At 35.1% G+C, this 25,558-nt stretch carries 24 protein-coding genes and 2 tRNA genes; 12 read left to right on the top strand and 14 right to left on the bottom strand.

All coding sequences use genetic code 11. The annotated features are described in order from the left end of the window. The first annotated feature begins 754 nt into the window (after nucleotides 1–754). Together NMY3_RS09015 and NMY3_RS16905 are read left to right on the top strand one after the other, a co-directional pair. Nucleotides 755–1,099, top strand: coding sequence for a hypothetical protein (locus tag NMY3_RS09015; protein WP_196815560.1), 345 nt, complete (start codon nucleotides 755–757; stop codon nucleotides 1,097–1,099). A 119-nt stretch (nucleotides 1,100–1,218) separates the two neighbouring features. Continuing rightward, on the top strand, nucleotides 1,219–1,350 hold the full coding sequence (locus NMY3_RS16905) for a hypothetical protein (protein WP_257719976.1): 132 nt from the start codon (nucleotides 1,219–1,221) through the stop codon (nucleotides 1,348–1,350). Nucleotides 1,351–2,208: 858 nt separating this feature from the next. Here the strand turns inward: NMY3_RS16905 and NMY3_RS09010 are convergent. Beyond that, nucleotides 2,209–2,433: a hypothetical protein gene (locus tag NMY3_RS09010; protein ID WP_196815559.1), complete on the bottom strand. Its 225-nt coding sequence runs from the start codon at nucleotides 2,431–2,433 to the stop codon at nucleotides 2,209–2,211. 289 nt (nucleotides 2,434–2,722) lie between these two features. Between NMY3_RS09010 and NMY3_RS09005 the strand changes: the two genes are divergently transcribed. Further along, nucleotides 2,723–3,289, top strand: coding sequence for an HdeD family acid-resistance protein (locus NMY3_RS09005; RefSeq protein WP_196815558.1), 567 nt, complete (start codon nucleotides 2,723–2,725; stop codon nucleotides 3,287–3,289). A 94-nt stretch (nucleotides 3,290–3,383) separates the two neighbouring features. Here the strand turns inward: NMY3_RS09005 and NMY3_RS09000 are convergent, their stop codons facing one another. Beyond that, complete coding sequence (locus NMY3_RS09000; RefSeq protein ID WP_196815557.1) at nucleotides 3,384–4,916, bottom strand: MFS transporter; 1,533 nt, start codon at nucleotides 4,914–4,916, stop codon at nucleotides 3,384–3,386. A gap of 156 nt (nucleotides 4,917–5,072) precedes the next feature. Next, nucleotides 5,073–5,146 (bottom strand) — tRNA-Ala (locus tag NMY3_RS08995). Nucleotides 5,147–5,336: 190 nt separating this feature from the next. Between NMY3_RS08995 and NMY3_RS08990 the strand changes: the two genes are divergently transcribed. Further along, nucleotides 5,337–5,690 carry a hypothetical protein gene (locus NMY3_RS08990; protein WP_196815556.1) on the top strand — a complete coding sequence of 118 codons (354 nt, stop codon included), beginning with the start codon at nucleotides 5,337–5,339 and terminating at the stop codon, nucleotides 5,688–5,690. A 340-nt stretch (nucleotides 5,691–6,030) separates the two neighbouring features. Beyond that, on the top strand, nucleotides 6,031–7,050 hold the full coding sequence (locus NMY3_RS08985; RefSeq protein WP_196815555.1) for a NosD domain-containing protein: 1,020 nt from the start codon (nucleotides 6,031–6,033) through the stop codon (nucleotides 7,048–7,050). Nucleotides 7,051–7,182: 132 nt separating this feature from the next. On the opposite strand, the gene NMY3_RS08980 is transcribed toward NMY3_RS08985, so the two are convergent. After that, nucleotides 7,183–7,866, bottom strand: coding sequence for a hypothetical protein (locus tag NMY3_RS08980; protein ID WP_196815554.1), 684 nt, complete (start codon nucleotides 7,864–7,866; stop codon nucleotides 7,183–7,185). Between the two features lie 190 nt (nucleotides 7,867–8,056). On the opposite strand from NMY3_RS08980, the gene NMY3_RS08975 reads away from it, so the two are divergent. After that, nucleotides 8,057–8,758 carry a hypothetical protein gene (locus tag NMY3_RS08975; protein ID WP_196815553.1) on the top strand — a complete coding sequence of 234 codons (702 nt, stop codon included), beginning with the start codon at nucleotides 8,057–8,059 and terminating at the stop codon, nucleotides 8,756–8,758. A 2-nt stretch (nucleotides 8,759–8,760) separates the two neighbouring features. On the opposite strand, the gene NMY3_RS08970 is transcribed toward NMY3_RS08975, so the two are convergent. Beyond that, nucleotides 8,761–9,156: a hypothetical protein gene (locus tag NMY3_RS08970; protein ID WP_144730414.1), complete on the bottom strand. Its 396-nt coding sequence runs from the start codon at nucleotides 9,154–9,156 to the stop codon at nucleotides 8,761–8,763. 322 nt (nucleotides 9,157–9,478) lie between these two features. Here NMY3_RS08970 and NMY3_RS08965 point away from each other — a divergent pair, with 322 nt between their 5' ends. Continuing rightward, nucleotides 9,479–10,489: a coiled-coil protein gene (locus tag NMY3_RS08965; protein ID WP_196815552.1), complete on the top strand. Its 1,011-nt coding sequence runs from the start codon at nucleotides 9,479–9,481 to the stop codon at nucleotides 10,487–10,489. 1,139 nt (nucleotides 10,490–11,628) lie between these two features. Here the strand turns inward: NMY3_RS08965 and NMY3_RS08960 are convergent. Then, nucleotides 11,629–11,970 carry a hypothetical protein gene (locus NMY3_RS08960; RefSeq protein WP_196815551.1) on the bottom strand — a complete coding sequence of 114 codons (342 nt, stop codon included), beginning with the start codon at nucleotides 11,968–11,970 and terminating at the stop codon, nucleotides 11,629–11,631. Between the two features lie 64 nt (nucleotides 11,971–12,034). Here NMY3_RS08960 and NMY3_RS08955 point away from each other — a divergent pair, with 64 nt between their 5' ends. Together NMY3_RS08955 and NMY3_RS08950 are read left to right on the top strand one after the other, a co-directional pair. Further along, a complete protein-coding gene (locus tag NMY3_RS08955; RefSeq protein ID WP_196815550.1) occupies nucleotides 12,035–12,451 on the top strand; it encodes a hypothetical protein in 417 nt (138 codons plus the stop codon). Between the two features lie 112 nt (nucleotides 12,452–12,563). Further along, the gene (locus NMY3_RS08950; protein ID WP_196815549.1) at nucleotides 12,564–13,796 is read left to right on the top strand and encodes a glycosyltransferase; all 1,233 of its coding nucleotides are present in this window, start codon (nucleotides 12,564–12,566) and stop codon (nucleotides 13,794–13,796) included. On the opposite strand, the gene NMY3_RS08945 is transcribed toward NMY3_RS08950, so the two are convergent. From NMY3_RS08945 to NMY3_RS08935, 3 genes are all read right to left on the bottom strand, one after another. Further along, nucleotides 13,749–14,999, bottom strand: a complete 1,251-nt coding sequence (locus NMY3_RS08945; RefSeq protein WP_196815548.1) for a hypothetical protein — start codon at nucleotides 14,997–14,999, stop codon at nucleotides 13,749–13,751. The genes NMY3_RS08950 and NMY3_RS08945 overlap by 48 nt on opposite strands. A 56-nt stretch (nucleotides 15,000–15,055) precedes the next feature. Next, nucleotides 15,056–16,030 carry a tetratricopeptide repeat protein gene (locus NMY3_RS08940; RefSeq protein WP_196815547.1) on the bottom strand — a complete coding sequence of 325 codons (975 nt, stop codon included), beginning with the start codon at nucleotides 16,028–16,030 and terminating at the stop codon, nucleotides 15,056–15,058. 77 nt (nucleotides 16,031–16,107) lie between these two features. After that, complete coding sequence (locus NMY3_RS08935) at nucleotides 16,108–16,677, bottom strand: type 1 glutamine amidotransferase (protein ID WP_196815546.1); 570 nt, start codon at nucleotides 16,675–16,677, stop codon at nucleotides 16,108–16,110. 152 nt (nucleotides 16,678–16,829) lie between these two features. Between NMY3_RS08935 and NMY3_RS08930 the strand changes: the two genes are divergently transcribed. Beyond that, nucleotides 16,830–17,144, top strand: coding sequence for a hypothetical protein (locus tag NMY3_RS08930; protein WP_196815545.1), 315 nt, complete (start codon nucleotides 16,830–16,832; stop codon nucleotides 17,142–17,144). Nucleotides 17,145–17,170: 26 nt separating this feature from the next. On the opposite strand, the gene glyS is transcribed toward NMY3_RS08930, so the two are convergent. The 4 genes from glyS to NMY3_RS08910 all read right to left on the bottom strand — a co-directional run bounded on the left by glyS (nucleotide 17,171) and on the right by NMY3_RS08910 (nucleotide 23,017). After that, a complete protein-coding gene (glyS, locus tag NMY3_RS08925) occupies nucleotides 17,171–18,628 on the bottom strand; it encodes a glycine--tRNA ligase (protein WP_196815544.1) in 1,458 nt (485 codons plus the stop codon). A 360-nt stretch (nucleotides 18,629–18,988) separates the two neighbouring features. Further along, nucleotides 18,989–19,984: a DUF2382 domain-containing protein gene (locus NMY3_RS08920; RefSeq protein ID WP_196815543.1), complete on the bottom strand. Its 996-nt coding sequence runs from the start codon at nucleotides 19,982–19,984 to the stop codon at nucleotides 18,989–18,991. A 74-nt stretch (nucleotides 19,985–20,058) separates the two neighbouring features. Then, complete coding sequence (locus NMY3_RS08915; RefSeq protein WP_196815542.1) at nucleotides 20,059–21,084, bottom strand: DUF2382 domain-containing protein; 1,026 nt, start codon at nucleotides 21,082–21,084, stop codon at nucleotides 20,059–20,061. Between the two features lie 1,063 nt (nucleotides 21,085–22,147). Beyond that, nucleotides 22,148–23,017 carry a deoxyribonuclease IV gene (locus tag NMY3_RS08910; protein ID WP_196815541.1) on the bottom strand — a complete coding sequence of 290 codons (870 nt, stop codon included), beginning with the start codon at nucleotides 23,015–23,017 and terminating at the stop codon, nucleotides 22,148–22,150. 1,317 nt (nucleotides 23,018–24,334) lie between these two features. Here NMY3_RS08910 and NMY3_RS08905 point away from each other — a divergent pair. Continuing rightward, nucleotides 24,335–24,435, top strand: a tRNA-Ser gene (locus tag NMY3_RS08905). A 59-nt stretch (nucleotides 24,436–24,494) separates the two neighbouring features. Continuing rightward, nucleotides 24,495–24,716: a hypothetical protein gene (locus NMY3_RS08900; protein WP_196815540.1), complete on the top strand. Its 222-nt coding sequence runs from the start codon at nucleotides 24,495–24,497 to the stop codon at nucleotides 24,714–24,716. A gap of 481 nt (nucleotides 24,717–25,197) precedes the next feature. Here the strand turns inward: NMY3_RS08900 and NMY3_RS08895 are convergent, their stop codons facing one another. Beyond that, nucleotides 25,198–25,488: a hypothetical protein gene (locus NMY3_RS08895; RefSeq protein WP_196815539.1), complete on the bottom strand. Its 291-nt coding sequence runs from the start codon at nucleotides 25,486–25,488 to the stop codon at nucleotides 25,198–25,200. Nucleotides 25,489–25,558 lie beyond the last annotated feature (70 nt).

The raw sequence follows: 25,558 nt of genomic DNA, 5'->3' as shown, positions 1-25,558 counted from the left end.
CTAGGTACGGGACCGGAGGGAGGAGTGTCGATATCGGTTCTATAACTTGTCTTAAAGCCTCCTATTTTAGAAAAAAGTTTTAATGAGAAGCCTCAATCTTTGGTTTCCTTGACCTGTATCCGTTAGGCCAAAAAGAGTCAAAATGGTGTTTATCTTGCTTAAAACTGCTTTTAAGGGCGCCCAAATCAGTAGCCTCGATCTTATAAAAAAAGAATAAGTCAAATCGCACGGCTCAGATCAAAGTAAATCATGGAAAGTTTGGTATAGAACGCCGATTCACTAGTCATTTATTTAGTTCCGTAGAACAGGATCAGGTTCAAATGGATTAGGTTGTCAAGCTGAGAATATTAGTAAATATGAGGTTTGTATATTTTTGGAGATGATTTTAATATAGATTCCTTTAGGTCCCTTTATATACAATGGCTATTGTCAACTACTCATGATCTTATCCAAAGTTATTGTTAGTACAGTCATTGCAAGTTTATTATTATTGCAAACTATGACAGTTTACGCAACAACCTCTCCGCCTACTACCTATATGCCTAACGTAACAGATATGGAGGCCCCAGGTAGTCTTATTGGAATTTACAATTGGTCACACGAATTGTAGAATGCCCAGAATATTTCCGCGTTTCTTCCGTTCTTTGAGTCAATATTCTACTATGTAGATCATCCTACGGGACATCATGTCTACACCATACCACAGATGAAAACCTATGCAAGTTCTGTTTGGAATTTCTCTAGCGATGCAAAGTTGGTAGACCGTCAATACATCAAAGAAAATACCAACGATATGATTCTAATGAATGGTATAATGAATGCCACAAACGACGTTTCAATTGTCGGCCCGGCTACCGGCAACACGTTTGAAGTACCACTTGCCGAGTTCATCCTATGGGATGATAGTGAGAGAGTCATTGGTGGGGATATATATTATGATAGGTTGGGTTTCCTAGATCAACTTGGTAAGGCCAACCGGACAGTCCCTGATACCCCAGTACCAACACGTATGGCATCAGCTCCACCTGAGACTCTACCTCCGGGCCCAACAGCAGCCCCATCAGACGATCTCAGACAACGTCATAATTGGTTACATTAGAAATGGAGTGAGCTAGACTTATCTGCAGTATTACCATACATAATACCTAAAATTCAATATGCAGATCAAGCAACAGGCCAAATCCTGATAACACCAGAGGAGTTACCAAGCCATCAAATATGTCTAGTGATGCAAAGATAGCCAACTACCAGTATTACCTATCCGGCGACCAAACCTTCTCAAAGGTTACCATATATGGCACAAATGATCAGTCTTATGAAGGCACTCCTGCTACTGGTAACAAATTCTAACTTGATGCAGTTGAAGTTCTTGACTGGGACAGCGCAGGAAAGGTAAAGGCAGGTAAGATCTTTTACGACAGAATGACCTTGTTACAACAAATTGGTCTGATGCCACCACTCAACAATACAATATTGCCATATCTACACTGACCAATCCACTACTTCAAACAACCTCATAATGGTGGTACGTTCTCACCACTCTTTTTTTTGTGCTGTTTGATAAATTTCGATGTCCATGTTTAAATTATTTTGATAATTCTAACCATTCTTGCAATGGGGTCAAATCAAAGATATTTAGGAATCAGCCCCCACATCTTGAAAGAAATACCAACACAGTATCAGATATCTGAGTCCGATCAATGATTCCCCAGATGTTCAACAGACGTATGCAGAACGAATGAATATAACCCCTCTATCACTACGTCAGTCTTACCATACGTCATGTATCACATCCAAACGAGATAACTATTTTCATTCTAAATGCAACAATAGGAAAGTAGGTGATAACAGCTCTCGAACTATAAGCCCTTTTTTGATTAATCTTTAATTCAACCAGAATTTCACAATTTTTCTTAGATTTGATATATTTTTTGGTTAAAAAAGTAGATTTTGATAGGTTAGTAGATTAATGAAAAAATTTGCGAAGGTGATTAAGAATAACAAGAATTTAATCTGAAGGAACCATCCCCCATCTACTCCAACTCTTCAGAAATACCTGAAATATAAATCTCTCTAATGGTAATTTACTTAGATGATACACGAATGCAATTTTAATCGCTCTATATCACATACTTCTCTATCCTTTACTAATAACCTCTACCAGAATATTACGATAAACGAATACTCGATATGAGAAATTAACAAAACTTAGTTTGAAATCCTAGAGCAGTCCATCTTCTTAATGCTTACAACGTATCCATATTTATATTCGTCAATTTTAAAGGAACCATCTTTGTTAGACACACGTCGTACCCGCTTACGTTGTTGTAAATTCAGATACACTGCTCTGGAAGAATTGTAATGAATATTATGACATAGCGGATAGTTGCCCAGTGCAGTAACTGGTTGAGCGCAAAGGGGTTTCCATGACAACCCAGTCCTCAGAGGTTGATGTTGCAGTGGTCGCCGGCGACTGCATCAAGCGCGGGCTTCAAGAGCACGTTACATAAAGACTTCCATTAGAAAGTGTTGTCTTGTGCTGCATAATTCATTAGTCTAGCCTTGGAGATCACATTAGAAGAACGTGGAGTCATTAAAGATACAATCATCTTTACAATTTTTATTCCCATTTTGCTTATGCAATTTTGTTATTTTTGCATCAAACCATATATTGAACAACTAAGTGTAACCTTATAAAGGTCGCCTAAAAACAGTTAATATATTGCAAACTTCCGAGTCTCAGCCTTGGCTTAGAATGCTTCAGATCGTATTAGGCGGAATATGCATATTGTTATCCCTCGTTATTTTAGCATACATTGGTCCTGCAATATTGACAATTATTTTGATTCTTTCGGTGGTTTTGCTGATCATCGGAATTGAAAGGATAGCTGTTGGGATTGCTATGCCTACATCTTCCAAAGGATCACGCTACGCTAATATTGGAATTGGTCTGCTGGTGATAGCCTTTTCTGTTGTACTTATGCAATTCCCCGTATTCACATCAGCGGTTTTAGTTGTTTTGGCTGCAATCGCCTTACTCATAAATGGTATTGCGAGGATAATACAGGGTATAACATTCAAGTCTTTAGGTTCGTCGAGAGCTTTTAGTATAGGCGTAGGAGTTCTCTGTGTTACAGTGTCTATTCTGGTGATAGCACAACCAGTGTCTTTTGGGTTGGTTCTATTCGCTATTATGATCTCTATTGCATTTCTAATAAGCGGAATAGAGATGATGGTATCGGGAATATCTGGTAAAGAACGATTTACAAGAACTATCTCTTCATCTTAAACAGGAAGTTGGTGTACGCCTAAAGTTTGTAACACGCCTATTAGCTATCTGAATCTTTAATGGCATTGGAGATTGTTGTGAGACTCCAGAGACTTCACGTGATGTCTTTGGTTGTTAACGGCGTCATCTTAGTAGCAAGGTGTTTCATCCTGAGAGCTAGGACCACAGATACAATTGCCATTACAAGCCCAATCCCAAAGACAATGTTAAATGCAACTGGACTTGGATAACTTCCCTCAACATTATCAACGGTAATAGAGACCGTAACAGATGTTAGAATTACAGTTGTGATCACTGGACCTATTGCACCTCCTACAATTCTCATCATATTAGTAACAGCTGAGGAAATTCCAGTAAATTCTTTAGGTGAAAATGCTATAATCGTGTTAATAAATGTGGTTGGTAATAGTGCTCCAGCGATACCAAATATGAAGAGTGCACCATTAATAGCTTGTGATGAGGAATGGAATAACAAAAGCAACAAAAATGAAACAGCGGCAATTACAATACCAGGTACCAATAACTTCGTATTGAGTCCTCTTCTTTTTGCTATAATCAACCCGAAAATTGGCCCAAAGATCATCATTGATAGACCAAAAGCCAACTGTAGAAATCCCACATTTTCTGGTTCTAGACCTAACCCTGATGGGGAAGGAGCAGATCCCAACGCCGGTATGCCTGTAATAACGAAATACTGTAAAATACCGAACATTAACATTGTGATGTTTCCAACAAAAATAACTGGATGAAAAACTAATTTCAAGTTAACCAACGGATATTTTACTCGCTTTTCCACAATTAGGAAAAGCATAAGAAAGATAGCACCTATGGCGAGAGGAACTACAAACGCTATTGGATTAGTGGCCATTGATCCACTATATGTTATTGCTATGAGAAAACTGACGAGTGTCACAGCCATAGTTATAATACCTATAAAGTCTATACGTTGTTTTCCAGTCTGCTTCTGAGCCTTAGTAGGAATATCATTTGAAGCTGTGTCAACATGATCATGCTCGTGTATCTTCTTACTTTCATCGACGTGAATGAACTTCCAGCATGCAAGTAACAAAACTACTGCAATAGGAGCGCAGAAGTAGAAATTAGCCTGCCAACCTGCGTTTGCAGCTACTACGGGTCCTAACACGGCCCCTAGCGCCATGCCACCAGAATAGGCGGCAAGATATATACTCATGCCGATTGGAAATTTGCTCTTAGGGAACTGGTCTCTTATTAATTTAGTTGAAATCGGAGTACTAGCTATTGCTATTCCCTGAAGTGCTCTAATGGCAATGAGGGTTGATATGTCATTAGCAAATGGTGCCAAGATAGTTCCTACAGTAAAACATGTCATCATAATCATTAGCATTTTCTTGGCTCCAACAAGGTCTGACAACCTTCCCATTACCACTGTCATAACAGCTCCTGACACCATGTATGCTGTCATCACCCAGGATGAAAGAGCTTCGGAAATTTGAAAATCCTCAGCTATAACCGGAATAGCCGGTGCCATGGCAGTATTGAGAAAGAGAAACATCACAATAGTACTGGCCAATAATAAAAGCGTTTTCCACGCATTAAATGATATTTGTTCTGTAGGAGGAGATCCGGGATCAGCAGTTGCAGACAATTGGCATTATCATCACGTGCAAGTATTTAAGACTACATAAACTTTGAATATGGATCTATATGTACGTGAAAATTTTGCTGATTTTCAATTGGTGATATCTGCATTGAGGATACCATTGTAATGGAGAAGGAACCATAAATCCATACAGAAATGATATGGACCGAGTGGGATTCGAACCCACGACCTCGGCAATGCCAATGCCGTATCCTACCAGGCTAGACGATCGGCCCCTACTATTTACATTAATTTTTGTGACGCATTAATATTTGTTGAGATGAGAGTCATTTCCGTTGATGAATTTCTGAAATAGTTTTCACTAATATCGGAAAACGGTATGAATCAAACGGCAAAACTTGCATAAATTGTCTATTATTTTTTTTGTTCCAATTAATTTTTAATTTTTATGCACTAATATGCATAATGGGTGAAAAAAAGAGATTAGAATTTGAAAAAAAACCTTACATCGCAGTAATAATTCCAAATAAGGTCGAAGGAAAAAAATTTAAACCTATCCCTATCGAATACATAAGCGGCGACAATAAAGAAGAGATATGTTTTATCAATGAGAGTCTTAAAATTGATTCAACTGGATTAACCAACAAGGAGGTTATTGATGATTTTATAAAGAAATTCCTTTCAAACTGGAAAAATCTTAGGAACAATCAATCTGTGAAAAATTACTTGTATATGAATGCTCCAGACATACAACCCACTGAATATGAGAGTTTGAAAAAAAAGTATTTTGAGCTAGAAGAGAATTATCAGAATAGATAATCGGTTTTTGAAAAAATGATGACGTAAACTTAACCTAGAAAAAATTGATAATAAACCAAGATAGGAGTCTGTCGTTTTTCTGCCTTTGTTACCGTTATACAATATCTAATCTGAAAAATTATTTGGTTTGTTAGATTTGCTATGAGGTCAACCCCAAGAGACATTACGTAAAAATGGCGCCTGGCATGAAGGATAGAACTATCAAGTAAACTTTCACCCGTCGTCGCTAGGGTTTATCGTTCTTCAGTTCACGCTTTGAATAGAGCATTATTAAAATAGGATAAAGGTAAAATTGATATAATATACACCGTGTAGAATTTTATCTGTGATGAAAGTAGTTATGCCAAGCTGTAAGAATTTATTATTAAATTCGTCATTGACAATTCTTTTCTTCTCTATCCTGTTTCAATCCCCCTTGTCAACAAATAATATGGTATTTAGTTCTACGGTTAATGATTCTGCCGATGTCAAGCTGCCACAACTTGACCCTGACAGAAATATTATTACAAGTCAAAACACGGGAAATTCTAAAAGCAATACTAACGATGAGAGTCAAAATCAGATAGAACAAGAACAAGCAAGCAATGTATCGCTAAAAGATGAACAAACCAATGAAGAAACATCTGAAATTCCCCAAGCAAATCAAGAAGGAGCTAGTCAATCGTCCGGAGGTCAGCAACAATCTATCGTGGAAATACATCCTGCTTGTGGTCAAAATGTACAGGGTAACGTGAAATTAATTTCAAATTTGATTTGTAAAGGCGATGGACTGATAGTTGGGGCAAATAATACCAACATAGATATGAATGGATTCTCATTAAAAGGTCCAGGACTTGACAGCAACAAGGTCGGAATAATGATCGCTGGACAGCATAATGTAACAATTTCAGGAAATGGTATAGTCACAGGTTTCCAATCGGGTATTTACCTTTCTGGAAGTAATGATGTGTTCGTACACGATATAAATACAAACAACAACAAGGTTGCATTTTATGTAACTGGGTCTCAAAACTCCGAAATAACCAATAACATGATAAATAAAAACACCATTGGAGTAGCCCTGCATTCTTCAGAAGGTGCAGATATTAAATTCAATCAACTAAGCCAAAATAAGCTGTCAGGAGTCACCTTAATCAATTCTGCAAACAATTTGATAAATGGGAATAACATATTGAACACAACGAATGGAATTTTCCTTGATACACAAAGTTCCCTAAATTATGTGGACTTTAACAATGTATTTAATAACGTACTGGATATTAACAACGCAAATAATCTCCCGATAAATATTAACAATAATCATTATACTAACAACAATTGTCTGACTAGTCTCCCCTCAGGCTTATGCATAGGCAGGTAACAAATACAAGGGTAGCGATTAACATATCAACATCTTTGTACACTCTGATTAACATAAAATCTTTTGAAATTGAAAAATGTAATTTAGATAAAAATAAGAGAATTAGTTAGTCTTCTAGCCAACAAATTCAGTCTATTGAATCACCATGTTATTACTCATGTTCATTCCCATAGAACTATTTGAAGCTGAGGGGTCCATTATTTGAGGCATTGCAGACATATTTTCGCCATTCATATTCAGTGTACTCATCATATTTTGCATCATCAATGGAATCCATTGATCCATGAATTTTGAATCCTCCATCATTTTATTCATTATGTTCATCTCCTTCTCAGGTGTTAGTACGAGTCCATAAATTGGGGATTCACCAAAGTGATTGTTAATCATTGAAGGGTCCAATTTGATGGCAAGTGTATTATTATTAGAAATTGTCCAAGTAGTTGGTACATCTACCACAGGTCCATCTTTCATTGTTATTGTTACAAGGCCTTGAATGACTGTATTATTTCCATCCATTTTCACATCGCTAATGGTTGCATTAGATATCTGATGCATATGAGGAGCTGATCCATTTTTCATTACCATATCAAATGTTGAATGAAAACCTGAGTCAGTAAGGTTTGATGGATTATGATAACCCATCCAATGACCTGCCAAGATCCAGTCATTATTTATGCTTGCAATAGGACCATAACCAAATTTATAATCAGTAATAGATCCCGATAGTGCCTGTGCATTTGTGCCTGTTAGAGATAGTAATGCTCCAGCAATTACAAAAATGCTTAAAATTCTAAAAAAGTTAGTGTACGTAAACACAGGAATATTTTATAGTACACCGTCTATTAAGTTTTGTATAATAACATTTGTAAATGTCCAAATCATTGTCGGATGAAATCTACGGTTTGACTAATGGGAATCAGGTTTTTTAATACTAACTGTCCTACTTTCATGCTGATGCTTAAAAGTATTTAAAATAGACTACCTTTAGTATAGAGAACTAATTATTTTGCATTTTGTGAATTGGCAGAGAGATATTGCACTTTCAAAAATTGATGGTAAAATGGTTGTAATCAAAAGAAATAAAACGGTCAAGACTATTAACGAATATCTCTTAGTTTTCGTCTTTACATTTATTTCAATTGTGCTATTGCATCCTACAGCTCCTTTGAAGACTGGAAAATCAATTCTAGAAAATGAAGGTTCATTTAGTAGACAGAAATTAAAGGATCTGGGAATTCAAACACCTAGGTTAATAGAAATCAACAAGGACGTCATCATCGAAGAATATATCGATGGGGGCAATCTTTATAGATTTTTGCAAAAGAGCAATAACTTGGAAATTGTTTACAAAGTTGGCACAATAACCAGAAATCTGCATAATAGTGGATCATGCTTTATTGATAATAAGGCTCAGAACTATTTAGTCAAGGATTTAGAAATAATACGAACCGACTTGGGTTTGATACAAAACCACGCTACAGAATATACGAAAAGCGTCGACATTGGTATTTTCTTGGCTAGTCTATTGGACTTAGATAACGAAAAATATAAAATTATAGAAAAATCCTTTTTGGATGGATATAAAAACGATTCAACTGATAAACTGCCTTATCTATCGGTGATAGTAAGAAATATTGCTGCTCTCGTGTTAGTATCTAATTATTATAACCTAGCAAAAAATCTATTAAAAAAATCAGACATCAAATAAGGCTAAATTGGTGGTAATTCCACCTTTTTATCAAATCCGCCTGAACCAAATTTGCAGTAAAAGCACTTATCCGACATCATATATGGAATTTGTTGGATCACAACAGCTCCCAATTTTAGTGCAATCTTGGTAATTATTCTGTATTTTAAAGGCATAGCGGGAATTACCTCCTTGAAATAAACATTATAATGATCAGGGCAAAATTTAAGGGTAACATTTGAAGTAGGTTTTTTATCAGTATCTACATTTTTGCTATTTGTATTTAAAGTCTTGGCAACATTAATTTGCTCTCGAATATACTCATGCTTTGGACAAGGACAGTCTTTTCCTCCTGGATGTTTATAAGCGGGAGTATTTTTCCAATCAAATCCTGGAAAATCTTTATCAAAATCATCCATTATTACTCACCTATTAATCCACAAGATAGAATATAAATATATGTTTGCAAGAAATTCACAATCACCTGAAATTTGTTTATCATCATTAGTAAATCAGGATAATATTGAGATCAAGTTGATATGATTTCTAGTGTCTCAATAATCATAAGGATCAATTGTCACCAGGACATTTGAGGTACCATTGCCTTTAGAACTGATTTATTAGTAAATAATCTCGAATTTGGACTTTGAAATCATATCCCTTCGTTCAATTGAAAATCAGTTAACCGAAACGAAATCAGAAAAAATATATCTTTCCATATATTAACAGGTTGTAAGCGGCGTGGTTCAAGAACAGAACAGTGGAAATCCAGCTACAGCTCCTTCTGCTGCAGCATCAGGATCTACGACAAAAAAAGACAATAGATCGGAAAATTCAATAGATTCAAATCAAAAAACTCTGTTAGATTTCAAAAAATCATTAATAGAAGAGCAAAAACTAGGGGAAACCCAGATAGAGAAAATTAACGAAAGTATTGAAGAGACAAAGAAGATTATTGACGAAGAAAGAGTAAAGTTAGAAGCTGAGAGACTAAAACTAAAACAAATTAATGAAGTAAAGGATGCAGATTATGCAAAATTTACAGAGTTAAAGAGCAACTTGATTGAAGAAAGAAAAAGGATGAGAACTCTGGATACCAAAGCATCTAGCGGCGGCGGCGGCGGAGGTCCAAGGTCAAGAAGAGACAGGTATAATCTATCAAATTTGACAAAAGCACTAGAACAAATAGAGAGAGATATTCAAACAAAGAAATTATCAAAGGATGAAGAAAGGCGTCTGGTCTTAAAATCAAAAGAGATAGCTACTAGGTTACATGCACTAAAAGTTATTCATAAGAAAGAAGACACTTACAAATCACTGGCAACAAAGTTTGACGATATTAAAGGAAAAATGAATGAAATATTTGACCAAAAAGCAGATGTAGGAAAGGGAATTGGTAAAATAAAGGCAAGTTTGGATGAGTTGTTGAACAGAAGAGAAGAACTTTATGAGGAAAGACGGGGTGTGATTCACAGAGTAAGAGAAGCCGGGGCTAAGATAGAAATGGTAGATACCCAACTTAATGCTATAGAGTTTAAGAGAAATAGGTTACAGCATTCTTCGGAGAGACAAAGACGTTATAGTCCAGAAAGAAAGATCAGGCACGAAATACCTCAAGACAAGATGCGCAAGAACAGAGAAAATCAAGAATTATGGAATTCGTTAAAGGAGGTCGCTATGAAGAAAATGTCCAGCGGAGAAAAACTCACTTTCGATGAAATGAAATTGATTTATGCTGAAGAATCTGACTAATAGTGATTAGTCAAGGTAAATCACTTTTAATTTTTTACGCTCATACCAATTAAATGTTTGGAAGACAGCCAGTGCTATTTTAGGCATCTATTCTTTTAGATCTTATCTATTTTTTAGACTAATGAGTAATTCCAAATTTTCATCACATTAGTAGATTCAATGATTCACTATTAGCCTCTTCAGTCCGTACCTCAAATTACCCTCTACTCAATCTAGTAGATAGATAAGAAGATAATTTATGGTGTGTTTACATAAATCATCATTATCAAAAAGCAAATAGTCCTGATTTTTAATCAACCTATTAATCTGTCAAATAAGTAGAGGATCAGCAACCATAATGTTGTCGTGAGGAAAATCGATACAATGGTTTTTCATTGCGGAAGATAAAAAGCTGATCTAAATAGAAAGGTAGGACCAGAAAAACAAAATTAAGCGCCTGCTAATGATTCTGGCTATCAGGGTCTGGACCTCAATCACCTGGTCAAGGCCTTGTTGGCACTACTCCCTCATAGAGTGAGTATTGTGAAACTATGCTCGCAGACGAAGAATGATGAATTGTGCAGTTTCAAAGATCCTTTTAAAGGTTTTTGACAATCTATATGGTATAGAGGAAGGGTTGTATCTACCTTAGACTCGACTATTTAAATTGGATACAAAAAAGCGACACCATGTATACAAAAAAATATACACAGGTATACACACACTGTCATAATTTTCCAATATATATCTGACATATAACCAATTCTCTTTATAAAGCATAGTCAAATTCGTCAAACAAATAAGATCGGGCACCTACAATTAGATTGTAGTAAAATGGGGTTATCCACTTGTATGAATCCTAAATAATTCAAGATTGTTGATAATAATTTAATACAAAGGTACAAATCCTGTTAATATTTTAAACAATTGCTTAAAGGATTACGTAATTTTGAATGCTATTCAATTAGCCCATGATAAATTTAGTTAACAGCAGTGCAACAAGCCATGACCTATTCCTATTGATTATATCTATATATCTCTCAAGATTGTTAACTCAGGCATTTGGCAATAGAAATCGAAGTGGCTTATTAGTGAAATAGGCACAAGTCGTGAGATGTCCAGAAAATTGTCAACGTGGTCTACTCAAGAAAGGTTTGATATCAATCTCCATTAATATCATCACTCAAAAGCCTATCTAACATTCTACAAATAACTAGCTTTGATAATAGGAGTAACTTTTTCAGTACAAACAGAAGAGCTTTAAACAGAACCAATGTATCAAATTTTGTGAGTCCGTAGAAGGTTATGACCTGTGGTAAGAATCCTAATAATCTTAACCTCCATGATAGGTTTCTAGATAATTTGTTTAATCCATCATTCTTGAGCCTATGTAGTTTTTTCTTCCTTTTAGTATGACCGGCAGAATCCCTAATGAGCTTTGTTTTCCTTGTTTTATCTCCTTGCAGAGAAAATGTCAGATGCACCAAAAATATCAATTTCATTAACATATTATAACATGTTATAATATGTTATAATATATAAACATATCTTCTATTATGCTTTTACATGTTAATAGAAATTATTAAACGGGAGCACATGCTATTGTTATTGATGCCCGTTAAGAGAGGAGGAAGAAGCGTGGTCACGGTGGAGATCTTTGTAGAGAATTATGAGAAGATGAAACAGAGAGCAATTCAAAAACGCCTAAATATTAAGGAATATGTAAATGAATTTTTACAAGGATATTTGGAGAAAGAGGAGTTCCTGGCAAGGGTTGCTCCTTCTTTATCGGTAGATTCCTATCAAGGAAACAGAATAACTCTAAAAGACGTCAAGAAAAAAATACTAGTTGATGTGTTTTATGTAAATGGAGAGTTGCAATGTGAGACAGATCAATCGAATAACTGCATTCATACAAAATTTATCTGGATGATTCCTGAAATCTCTAAAATCAAAACAAACGGTCAAAAAATTAACGAATGATCCCCCATAATTTTACTGGATCATCAGTAAAATTACGTTGCTCTAGTTTAGAAAGCAATAATTGTACATCCAAGATCAATTTTAGAAATCTTATTCACGGTCATGGAAGCATTTGGCTCGCGGGCTGGATGGTCTAACTGAACACTTTTTAGTCCCTTCAAAAATCGTGTTTATGATGCAAAGGGTTTATTTGGCACCATATGGCGTGGGTTTGGGTCACGCCAGCAGACTATTAATCTTAGCCGAAAATATAAAAAGGCCCGGCATTGAAATGCGATTTTCTTCATTTGGAGAAGCCCGCAATTACGTTGAAAGCCAAGGATATGAGTGTGAAAAAGTTCCTCCAGTGGAATTTATGTGGGGAAAAGATGGCGAATTTTCAGTTATGAGTAATATAAATAAGATACCTCAATGGCTAGTCAATTTACCTGTTCAAATAAACAAAGAAATAAAATACTTGAAGAATTTCAAACCCCAGATCATAATATCTGATTCCCGGTTATCTCCCCTCATAGCCGCGAGAATATTGAATCTACCAAATATCTTGGTAATCAATCAAGTTAAGCTTCTACTAACTCCCAGACTACAAGAGTTCAAAGCCGTTAGATTTTTTGAAACTTGCAATGGTGAGCTTATGGGAGGCATGTGGAACATGTCAGACAGAATTCTAATACCAGACTTACCTCCACCATACACCATTTCAGAGAGTACAATAAATTCCGTAAAATCAATCAAGTCTAAATTAGACTATGTTGGGTTCATAACCCCAAGGGCTAAAATTACTGAAATTAGTCTTTCAAAGGCAAAAGAGGTCCTACAAATTGACAGTACAAAACCACTCATTTTTGTCCACATAAGTGGTCCTACAGGCACCAGGATACCTATAATAAAGAAGCTCATAGATGTTTTTAAGAATCTACCATCTGTTCAATTTGTATTCTCCGAAGGAAAGTCAAACGGCAATACGATCCCCACAAAAATATCTAGTAATATGTGGTATTTTGAGTGGTGCCCGTACAAAGACGAAATTTATTTTCTATCGGATGTCATAATTATGCGTGGAGGACACACAGCTATATCACAAGCCATTCAATACGGAAAACCGATTATCTCCATTCCTATTCAAAGCCACGGAGAACAAATGTCAAATTCTTCCAAGATTGAGAGACTTGGTATAGGCAAGGCAATTGATTCTAAAAAAATGAATCAGACCATGCTTATCGATGCGGTAAACGATTTGATTTATGATAATTCTTATAGAGATAAAATGTCAGATCTGATGAAATTAAGTAACAAACTAGACGGAATCCAAAATGTCAAAGATATCGTTCTTTCGTACGTTTAATGAAAATTTCTCAAAGTCACCGGTGTTAATTGATTTTGTATACCTATCTGTAGCCTCTGCAAAATCCTTTGGTTCACTGTCATCTAGATAATTTCGGATAAGAATGCCTTGATTGATAGTAGAGTTTAAGCCAACTAATTTTGTCAGGTTCTTCTCAAATGCTTGTGGAGGACAACCAAAAAGAAGAGGCGTGAGAAGTATTTTTTTTGATTGATTGAACAGTTTAATGTTTTTTTGAATAAACCAGTTAGGATGAATAAAAGGAACAAATGGAAAGCTTACAAAAAAGGAATCAAAATCATTACGGAGTAAGATCTGGATAATAACTTGCTCATAAATCAAGCTTTGAATCGGGTTACCTTTTTCCTTTGAGATATGATGCCCCCTAGACGCCCTATTTGTAGGTCGGACCGACGACTGCTGTGTATCTTGCATAGAGATCAAATAAAATGTTACAAACTCAATTGGATAATTTCTAATTATTTCATCAAATTTTCTTATTTTTTGTATCAAGTCAAGTTGATTGTCAAAGAAAAGAACTGGCATGGGCATATATCCTGAATCTAAAACCTGTACTAGCGACAGCAGAGAACAATCATCATAAATTGGGCATGCAACATCAGTTTGTAAGAAATTAAACGGGATGCAATCAGAACCTTTAAGCACCAATAAGCTTATTAACGCAATATCGTTACCGATGAGTATATACAAAATTTTATCGGCATGAGATTCATCTTGTACCGGAATAAGACCTTTTACCTGGCTAGATAATTCAGTTTGAATAAAAAACTCTAGATCATGTTTAAAATATGTAAATTCGTCATCTTTGGACTTGGTCAGTTTTGAAGTTTCTATCTTGATCAAGTATTTTTCACCATTCATAACTAACTTGGTTGCGATTGATAAAATGCTCCTAGATAAAGTATCGTATTCAAGCTTTAAAACGGCTGCTATGAAAACATAAGATACACCAGAAATCTTTCGCAATAACTCGGTAGCTTGAACTAGTTGTGAATCATCACGTAAGAATATTATCACGTAGAATCCTTCCGTTTTGATAGACTTTGGTTTATATTCATTTGATTTTAGCAAATCGTTGGCTGATTTTTTTAAGAATTTCAAGAATGAAATAGACTTTATCGTAGGTTCCATCACAATAGCACGACTATTCTCTGTAGACAATGGAGAATTCATGTTACTCATTTCAAAGTCATGCAACGTAGGCTGATCACAATAACGTTCATTTTTTAGAGTAACATTTATGAATTTATGAACTCGAGAATATTTTTTTCATCAGAAGCATTGGGGACACGTTGAAGATATTCCTTAAACGATTCTTTTGCAGAGACATCATTACCAAGATTTAAGTATGTAATACCCAGATTCTTGTAAATTGGTCCGTATCTTGATGGACTGATATCTATCGCATTTAGATAATACTGTTTAGATTTTGAATAATTCTTCTTCTTAAGGTAATAATTACCTAATCCTCTATGTGCCAGGTAAAATTTTGGATTTAATTCTATAATCTTTTCATAAAGTTCTACGCATTTTTCATCATCTTGCTCGTTAAGAATTCCTGCAATCATCAGCAGCAATTGTGGATTGTCTTTCTCTTCCTCGTTACTGGCAAGTGTCTTTGTAAGCAACTCTAAGGCATCTTTGGCTTTACCTTGGATTTTTAGTCTTTCGGCTTCTAGAGAAATTCGATTAGTTTTATCAAACATAAATAAACTGTTTTTTAATATATCTTTGGCATCTTCTGGGTATATCATCAAGGTCAAAAAATCCTCCTGAGCCCATTCGCTAAGAAATCTTTCTTCTGGAATTGCTCCAAAAGAATCTGGTTCAGGAACATAAGTTATTAATCGTTTTTCCTCAGGATCATAGCCAGTCACAATAGTAGCAAATTGAATAGTCTCATTTATCCCAGGTAGGATAACGATTAGAGGGATTCCTTGACCAAGTCGTTTCTTCAAATCATCTAAAGAGCCACGATATACTTTGGATAATAAATTGAATTTCTTCTCAATAATTTCTAAGCCCTCTATAAAAATTGTACCTTTATGATTAGGGTAAAGTGTAGTTCTCTGAGATATTTCTTCATCTGGCGTTATTTCACCCCAGAATTTTGTTAAAACATTTATTACGAGCGGAAAGACAACGTTATCTTCATTTTTATTAACAAGGGGAAGTGTTATCTCTATATTATTGTCTTTTTCATTCTTATACACAGCGTAAGTATACTAGATAGTAAATAAAAATCATAATGCTAACAAGTATCTTTATTGAGAAATTTCATTTGGTAGTTCTAATGTATATTAAGAAAGTTCTCCATAAGGTCTCTTCCGGGTTTGCCACTCTTTTCGGGATGAAATTGTGTTCCAAATAATGGTTTCTTGTTGAGGCAGAATAATTCATTATCGCAATGAGAAGAAGTTCCTAACAGCCTAAAATCATCTGACAAGGTTGAAATACAGAAATTGTGGCTCTCATACATCTTAACCGATTTATAACCGTCAAGTATAGGTGTAGGTTCTATTAGATCAATATCGATTGTATCCTTAATTTTTTGAATCTTTCTTAATGTGCACCCCAGAGTCAGGCCTAGAATCTGCCCCCCATAACAAATTCCCAACAATGGTTTATCCAATACTAAACACCCTTTTACAATACGAGAATTAATCTTATTAATAAGTGAGGAATTTTGTTGACGGCCTGACAAGATGACGTTATCAAATCTCTGTAGCAGATCTAAATGTGTATCAAGAGCGTGAATTTGATTACAATCGTAACATTCAAAACTATTCTCAAGCTCATTCAATAGTTCTACAATGTTTCCTATGAAAGGTGAAAAATTGTTTATTAAAAGCGTTTTCAAGAGTGTTTTAATTTATTATATGTATTGAAATTATTTTTAGTTTACTATTACCGTTTTGAAAAGGTCCAAAGTAGAGATAAATATTTGCTAAAACGTAATCAATAAAATATTAATTTGATTGTTCTCTTATGATGATAATACAAGGGATTTAAATGAGAGCCAGAAAGCCTATCATACTAATTGATGATTCACCCCAATCACAAAAGATTGTAGAACTATTCGAGGATAATGAAATAGATTTTGTAAAATATCATATTAAGAAATTTGAGGATAGTTGCTGTGGAGAGTTACCAACTACAAAGACCCCCTCAGTTATAGCAGCCGAAGGGATCTTTAAGGAAGAGTCACTGATCTTGTACTATATAGAATACATGAAGGAAAAAAAAGTTAAAGAAGATTTGGAAGTCGGGAAAGATAAAAGCTTACAGAAAAATCACATAGATGAAACAGACAGCGCATACTGGTAAGCGATGCGCAATCATTTCAAACCAGGTTAAAATAATATTTGTTTGGACAGAAACGAGTGTACCTCATCTATTTTGATTCGCTCCTGATTCATAGAATCACGGAATCTAACGGTAATGGTGTCATCTGCGAGGGTTTGATGATCGATCGTAAAGGCGAAAGGGGTTCCGATTTCTTCAAGACGACGATAACGACGCCCGATTGAGCCAGATTCATCGTAGAAAACATCAAAATCCCGCCTAATATTGGATAAGAGTTTAGAAGCCTTATCCTTAAACTCTTGTTTTTTTATTAATGGAAGTATACCTGCGTGAATGGGGGAAAGATATGGTTTTAGTTTCAAGACAACTCGGTCGTCATTTTGCCTATCTATGAAGTACGAATGCTCTAGTATGGAGTAAATACACCGATCCACTCCCAATGAGAGTTCAAATACATGCGGTAATACTTTAGTATCCTCATCCATTACTTCAAGATTAGTTTTGCTCGTAGCCGAATGTGACTTTAGGTCATAATCGGAGCGATAGTTGCAGGCAACTAGTTCTAACCATCCGATCGATGTATCCACTTCGAAATCAAACGCAACAGTAGAGTAGAACGCCTTCTCTTGATCTGACAAACGTCTGAGTCGAGTCCTCTTCTTGTCTATTCCAGTCTTATCAAAGAATTCAACAAGCAATGCTAAATAATACCCAACTAACTTATTTGGCAGGATCTCTTGCTCCAGTGCTTCTTCTACGGACAGTTCTACTATACGAGTATCATAAAACCTCAAAAGAGTGTTCTTTATTTCATCATACTTATTCAAGTCATTTAGTTTAGCTGGATTGCAAAATATCTCAATCTCAGCCTGATAAAATTCTCTTAGACGCAGAAGTCCCTGTCTTGGTGATATTTCATTCCTAAAACTCTTGCCTACTTGTGCTATACCTAAAGGTAACTTTCCTCTGCTAACTTTAAATAATCTAGAGAAATCGACAAAAATGGATTGACATGTCTCGGGTCTAAGGTATGCCTCATCTCGATTTGGTCCAATCTCTATCTTAAACATCATATTGAATCTTTCAGATTTAGAAATTTCTCCTTTACAAAGTGGACATTTAATATTGTTTTGTAGAATTAAATCGTCAACGCCTTCATTTTCCATCCTTTCAGGCACATCTATTTTTGCCACTTCTTGTATTAGTTTGTCTGCCCTAAAGGAGCTAGAACATTTTTTACATTTGACTATTGGGTCGGTAAAATTGGTCAAGTGCCCTGAAGCCATGAATACATTTTTGCTCATTATTTGTGATCCATCTATCTCAAGCATGTTGTCTCTCCTAACCAATTCTCTTCTCCATAAGTCTAAGAATTTATTTTTCATTCTTACGCCATTGGGTCCGTACTCCCAAAATCCAGCATTTGCATCAGAATATAATTCACTACTTGGAAAATAAAATCCTCGTTCTAGCGCTAGCTGTATTATTTCATCATATGTATTCATCGATAATTAATCATATATGAAAATTCAGATCCTTAAATCTATTTGTGGGAAAAAAATGTTTTATTAGCAATTTTTTCATGAAAAAAGTAATACAAAATAAGGCATATTACACTAAAAATTATTCAATAATGAGATTTTAATGATATTGAGTAATTAAGACACGGTATGAAATCATATCAAAACGAAAGTTAACAATAAAAGCGGATAATACTCTTAATCAGCGGAAGGTATGATTACTTTTCAGTCCTAGGAGTGTCTGACACGTTGGCTCCCACAGGTTCTAATTAACACAGTTTTAATCAAGATCAAATCTTGAAAAACTCGGACGCCTTATCTCAATAAAAATGTTTTATCTAATTTTCACGTCTCATCGTATTTTGATTTGTCCTCAAACGTAACTTCTTCGTTAGTCACGTCTGAAGTAATTATTTTGGTTTCCTTCACTGGTTTTTTTCTTATAACTACCTCTTCGCGAACATATGGATTCTTGATTATTACCGGGACCTCTCTTTTCAGCGGAATTGAAATTTGAGTTCTCGAAGATACTGGCCTTTCAATATCTGAACCTCCTAACCCTTGGGTTTGGTAGGTAAGGGTTTGACCAGGAGGGGTTTGACCAGGAGGGGTTTGACTTGGAGGGGTTTGACTTGGAGGGGTTTGAGAAGATACTGGCTTTTCAACATCTGAACCTCCTAACCCTTGGGTTTGGTCAGCAAGGGTTTGACTAGGAGGGGTTTGAGAAGATACTGGCTTTTCAACATCTGAACCTCCTAACCCTTGGGTTTGGTCAGCAAGGGTTTGACTAGGAGGGGTTTGAGAAGATACTGGCTTTTCAACATCTGATCCTCCTAACCCTTGGGTTTGGTCAGAAGATTTTTCTATTCCTGTTTCTTCATTGTTAATGGGTATACGTTCAATGGTAACTTTTTCATAAGTCAAATCTATCTCAACGGTTTTTGTTTCTTTAACAGGTTCTTTTATGATATCAACCTTATCCTCGACAACTTTTTTTGAAACCTGTAGATTTTCGCCTATAACTGGAATTCTGGTTTCCATTTCTTTAGACATATCTGATGATTTAAATTTAGAATAATCCTTGAAGGCAGGGTCGTTAGTTTCCTCGTATCCCAATAACTCTTTTTCGTTTACTTTAACGCGGAGTATATCCCCATCAAAACTTTCAGCGGTTGAATTTGGTATTACGTACCTTTTCTTGTTAAATAGCCCCTTCTGTATGACAATGAAATTATCGCCAATTTCTACCACTTCTCCCAAATCTAAACCGTCGGTGCCAATTACTTCTTTTTTAATAACATTTTTCCAATCTATATTATCCTTATTGTTACTAACACGCACAAATTATATTGATAACAAGATATATAAAATAATATGGATTAAGATTTATCCATTACCAATACAATACTTCTGAATCAAGAAATTTCTTCCTTGAAATTACCAGGAAATTTTAAAGTAAGTTTTTCTCGATTAACCTCAACATCGATTTTTCGTTTTTCATTGACTTGATATTTCTTGATAACAATCTCGGCTAGCTTAACCATTTTCTTGTCGATAATAATTTCTTCACCCCAGAGTTCGAAGGTTTCTTGAGTATCGGTTTGGTCGGCCTGTTGGATACCGGTTTGGTCGGCCTGTTGGATACCGGTTTGGTCGGCCTGTTGGATACCGGTTTGGTCGGCCTGTTGGATACCGGTTTGGTCGGCCTGTTGGATACCGGTTTGGTCGGCCTGTTGGATACCGGTTTGGTCGGCCTGTTGGATACCGGTTTGGTCGGCCTGTTGGATACCGGTTTGGTCGGCCTGTTGGATACCGGTTTGGTCGGCCTGTTGGATACCGGTTTGGTCGGCCTGTTGGATACCGGTTTGGTCGGCCTGTTGGATACCGGTTTGGTCGGCCTGTTGGATACCGGTTTGGTCGGCCTGTTGGATACCGGTTTGGTCGGCCTGTTGGATACCGGTTTGGTCGGCTATTGTAACATATGAAAGTGAAATCGGTATCTCACTTACCACATTCTTATTCGATTCAAATCCTTCTGGATCCCAACAAACAATCTCTACCTCGCTACCAGTTGGTTCAGGTTGTTTGATGTCCTTCTCATCGGTCTTTTCTCGTAAAAATGCGTCAGATATCTTGCTTTTTATATGAAAGAAGATTTCACCTTTCTCCTTATCGCTATAAGAATCGAAAACTTTGTCGTTAATGAAAATCTCCTCATATTTTAGAGGAATCTCAATTTCCTTCTTAACCGTAATCCACTTCTTTTCAATTTTCAAATTCCCATTCTCACTTCTTTTGGTAACGTCAAGCTTTTCGTTGTATAATGGAATTTTTTGAACCAACTCTTCAGTTTTGATCAACCCATTGCTATCAAGATTGCTGATTCGTTGATCATCCGATAATTTTATTCCGAATTTATTCTCATAAGATTGAGAGACCATGCATCTACCCTATCCTATGATGACATAAATGGTATATACATCTTTTAGAAACCACCAAGTGAAATCACTACCGGTGCCTCATTTGTTTTTCCAGAACAGATGCCTTGTAAATTATATGGTCCATATCAGGTGGTCTAATAACAACAGGATAAGAATCGTAAGCTATTTCTTTCTGATTGTCAAGTGTAAGAAAAACTTTCTCAGATTGGTCCGTGTCAGGTTTTCCCTCCCTTATTCGAATCACAAATATGGTAAACCATCTTGATTAATAAGTTTAATAATAAAGAGCATAAACTGCCTTAATACCTAAACCCCATATTAATACAGGATAGGCGAAGCTGGACATCTTTCTTCTACTCTAGGAGTAATTTTTGATTAAGAAATGTGAAAATCCCCATCAACTGAGTTGAGAATAGAACCAGTAAAATCACAATAAAGAAATAGCTTGAGATTGGGTAGGGAAAAATTATTTGGAAATTTTCTAGCTAATTTTGTAATGGGGCATTCACCCAATATTATTTAGGAAAGGTAATAAAGGCCTTTCAAAGGGTAACAGTTCCTTAAATGGTTGATCATTTCTTACAAGGCATGAACATTAGCACAACTGGATTTACCTAGTATGCATACCAATACACTTTGCCTTTACTACCTTTTTCAGTGGAGCTTGTTAATGGGTCTGGTATAAATAGTAGCGGTATCATAGTATTTAAACTATGTTTTCTTCGCACCAATTATGTAATATTTTTATATTGCAATCCAAAATTGTATCGATAATTACAATATTAAACAACATAGGATCTATTCCAAAAATAAAGCTTTATTAGAAATCTAGAGATCGATTGCAACTCCGAATCGAATAAGAATGAGATTTAGCTGATAAATAATCCAAAAATTCACAACCTATTGATCGTTTGTCATCTTTGAATTACCTCGAACTATTTAATTTAATCAAACAAAGTGATAATTTGATATCATATTTAACAAAGTAGAGTCATCATTTATTGCCTACTTTTTCTTAATAGTGTAAGAACAAAAGTAAGGCAATCATGATTGTCAATGGTGATCACTTGCATAGAACATTTCTTACGAATTCGATGTTATCAATATCATTTCTAACAGAGTCAATAGGAGTTTCCATAATAATTGGAACGTGGCTTAGTTTCTTGTAATTTACCAAACATCTAATACCGTTTTCTCCAATTTTTCCTAAACCAATGTGATAGTGCCTATCAAGGTTCGATCCTAATTCTCCTTTTGAGTCGTTTAAATGAATTATTTTTATGTTTGCCAAGCCAAGATGACTATCTATATTGTCAACAAGGGCTGATACACCACTTTCAGTAGATAAATCATACCCCGCGGCAAATAAATGACATGTGTCTATACACAAACCATAATCTTTTTTCCCAAGGATATCGAATATGCTTTGCATTTCACCGATCTGACTTCCAATACTATTTTTTTGCCCTGCACTATTTTCCAATAAGATTTTAACTTTGTTCCTTGATTGACCTAGATCGTTGTAAGCATATAATGATTTAGTACAAGCTTTTACAAGTTGGTTTATCCCATTTTTTGGTCCATGACCTAGATGACTCCCCAGATGTATAACTAAGTGAGGAATACCCAACAAATTACACCTTGTTATTTCATCTGTCAATACTGATATTGATTTTTCATACATTTCACTTGTAGGTGCCGAAAGATTAGGCAAGTATGGCATATGTACAACAACGGATTCAGGATCAATGGGGCTGTTGCCTAATTTTTCTTTAAAGATCTCGGTTTCATGTGAAGTCAATTCTTTAGTCTTCCATTGTCTTGGACTTCTGGTAAATACCTGAAATGCGGTACAGCCAATTTTCATAGCGTTATCAACTGAATTTGAAATACCGCCACTAATAGACACATGTACTCCTAATTTTAAGACCAATGTGGATAATCTTGTAAGTATTAAATTTATAAGTTGATCATTTACAGCCCCACGTTAAACTTCATGATTAGTGGACAAATAAACTATAAAGTGAGAGTCGATTCAGAATTATCACATATTGGAAATTAAAAAAACCACATTCTAAGTTGTACTAGACTGATGATACGATTATCGTGAAGGATAAATTTATAATTATGACAAGTCTAAATCAAGAATAACTTCTAACGCAGCTATACTCGCTATAACCTAATTGCGGACATAATCCTAGGGGTAAGAACACATGAGGAAGCAACGCCACAATTGGTTCGTTAACCCTATTCATACTCTTATAATGTCCGATGAAATACGTTCATCTAAAAGTATGCTATTTCTAGCGTACTAAATTAATTTATTTGATATTTATGACGTATTGTTATTTTTTCTGCTAAAAGAATATAGAATAAATCCTTTGAAGTTATCTATCTAGATTCGGGGAAATCCTTTTGTTTGAAAGACAGAATACCAAAGTCGATTTTAGGGTTCTAGTCCTTTATGACGTATTTGGCTTCTACTTTTTTTGGTGTTGGAAAGTTCAGGAGAATTCAAATACATGTTCCTTAAATCCTCTACACATGTATCCCTAGTGACTTTTACAAGATCATGAATAATTGAATAAAATAGATTTGCAATAAATTATTCTTAACACATGTTTTAATGAAGGAATGATTATATCGTTTAGTAATGATTGGATTTGTTTTTGTATCACAGAGTATAAAAGTTGATCAATTACTAATTCAGGACGGACATTTTCTGTGTTTTTCACGGTTTGAAAAAGAACAATCCTGGGAAATTAACCAACTATAAACTTATCCAAAAAAAGTACTTTATGAATTATGGCAACCGTTTATTAACGATGTCAAGAGAGTTTGATTAATACATAGAAATATCATGTAATAAACAATCTAAACAGCGCTGTATTAAAATAGTTATTTACACTTTCTCGTTATAATAATTGGAGTTATTTTTACTAAAGAATAATCAAAATAAATTAACATTATTTGTTTTCAAACTGCTTATATCGTATGTTTGAATCGTATGCTTAGACAAAGAGATGAATGACAAAGATCTAAATATTGTTTGGGTATGTACTCAATGTAATCAAAATTTTCTATTTTATTCCGATGTTCAAGATCATAAAGCTAGCACGGGCCATTCAAAGATATATAAATTTGATTTGCTGTCCGGCCGTATGATCGACAGGATAGAAATGAGCTAGTTTTAAAAAATAAATTAATATTAGATATACATAAAAAGAGGACAATTATCATCTAATCAAAAGCCGGGGTCGCCTAGCCTGGAAGGGCGCAAGCCTGGAAATTAGGAAACTATATAGCTTGTGGCCCGTGAGGGCCTCGAGGGTTCAAATCCCTCTCCCGGCGCCTTAAATGTGGGTTCTTCATCAAATGTTATATACCAAGTTTGAAAATTTTAATTATTCTTGGCTAATCTGGGGGATAGTAATTTGATAGGGAATAACACCCCTGATTTTTATAGTGATTTAGATCTCGATAGAAATATTAAACTAATAACTAAATCTTTGTCACGACCTTATTTCAATACTGCATTAAAGAGGTTAGCAAAAATCAATCCGATCAATACAAAGTTAGTTTGTGATTATATTTTAGTAGAACAGACGGAATTCAACATTAAAGGTATCTAAATTCCCCACGTAAACCATCAGATGAAGATCCATCTCATAGATGGGTAGGCTCTTACAATGGAAGGCAAGCAATTTTTCTACGTGCAATATGAATTTCATTGAACAAGTATCCTCAAGTTAGATAGATATCTACATGAAATAAATATATCTAGAGCACCGGTGGAAGGAGTGTGCATTTCCATCAGATAAAGTTCGTAATTAATACCTATCTAGATATCTATTTCGAAACAATTTGTTCATTTCTTGTTCAAAATTATAAAACTCCATAGTATTATTTTTACAATGGTAACATTCCATCTGATCTAATTTTTCTTTCTCGATTTCTATCGGAATTGGATAAATTTGAGAACAATTCTTGCATTTTACCCAAACAGTGATTACATCATATTTAGACAGATTAGCGTTTCTCTGAATTTCCCACTTAGATTTTATTTGAAAAGTTAATACTATTTCCTGATGTATTTCCTTGATTATCTCTGGGTTAGATAAATTTTCTCTTCTTGTTAAATTTACAATATTTTTTCTCTTCTACCTCTCCTTCTCTAATTTTATCAGTGTTAAATCTTTTGTATCCTTCATAGAGAACTTGTCTAACAGATTCTTCTGTTTCATAGAAAGGCATGATTTGAATAAATTTTTTTTTGTGCTTGATTTGTTTAGGTATATAATGTGAGTAAAATTGCCTTAACATAGATAAATCAGAGTAGATAACCAAACAATGTAAACCATAATCATATTCTGATATGGTCTTTGCTTCATCTTCTGGATGCATGGGCATTATAGCATTTTGAGTTGTGATAAAACCAACACCCCACCTCGTTTTTTTGTATATAATAGTTTAA

Source organism: Candidatus Nitrosocosmicus oleophilus (assembly GCF_000802205.1).
GTDB lineage: Archaea > Thermoproteota > Nitrososphaeria > Nitrososphaerales > Nitrososphaeraceae > Nitrosocosmicus > Nitrosocosmicus oleophilus.
This window is presented reverse-complemented; position numbering and strand designations above follow the sequence as displayed.

Bases quoted from the DNA above. Each gene is read 5' to 3' on its own strand.
- NMY3_RS08955 (WP_196815550.1), top strand. From the start codon at position 12,035: ATGTTAATAGAAATTATTAAACGGGAGCACATGCTATTGTTATTGATG.
- NMY3_RS08985 (WP_196815555.1), top strand. From the start codon at position 6,031: ATGCCAAGCTGTAAGAATTTATTATTAAATTCGTCATTGACAATTCTT.
- NMY3_RS08945 (WP_196815548.1), bottom strand. From the start codon at position 14,999: ATGAGTAACATGAATTCTCCATTGTCTACAGAGAATAGTCGTGCTATT.
- NMY3_RS16905 (WP_257719976.1), top strand. From the start codon at position 1,219: ATGTCTAGTGATGCAAAGATAGCCAACTACCAGTATTACCTATCCGGC.
- NMY3_RS08895 (WP_196815539.1), bottom strand. From the start codon at position 25,488: ATGCATCCAGAAGATGAAGCAAAGACCATATCAGAATATGATTATGGT.
- NMY3_RS08960 (WP_196815551.1), bottom strand. From the start codon at position 11,970: ATGAAATTGATATTTTTGGTGCATCTGACATTTTCTCTGCAAGGAGAT.
- NMY3_RS08915 (WP_196815542.1), bottom strand. From the start codon at position 21,084: ATGGTCTCTCAATCTTATGAGAATAAATTCGGAATAAAATTATCGGAT.
- NMY3_RS08930 (WP_196815545.1), top strand. From the start codon at position 16,830: ATGAGAGCCAGAAAGCCTATCATACTAATTGATGATTCACCCCAATCA.
- glyS (WP_196815544.1), bottom strand. From the start codon at position 18,628: ATGAATACATATGATGAAATAATACAGCTAGCGCTAGAACGAGGATTT.
- NMY3_RS08990 (WP_196815556.1), top strand. From the start codon at position 5,337: ATGGGTGAAAAAAAGAGATTAGAATTTGAAAAAAAACCTTACATCGCA.
- NMY3_RS08970 (WP_144730414.1), bottom strand. From the start codon at position 9,156: ATGGATGATTTTGATAAAGATTTTCCAGGATTTGATTGGAAAAATACT.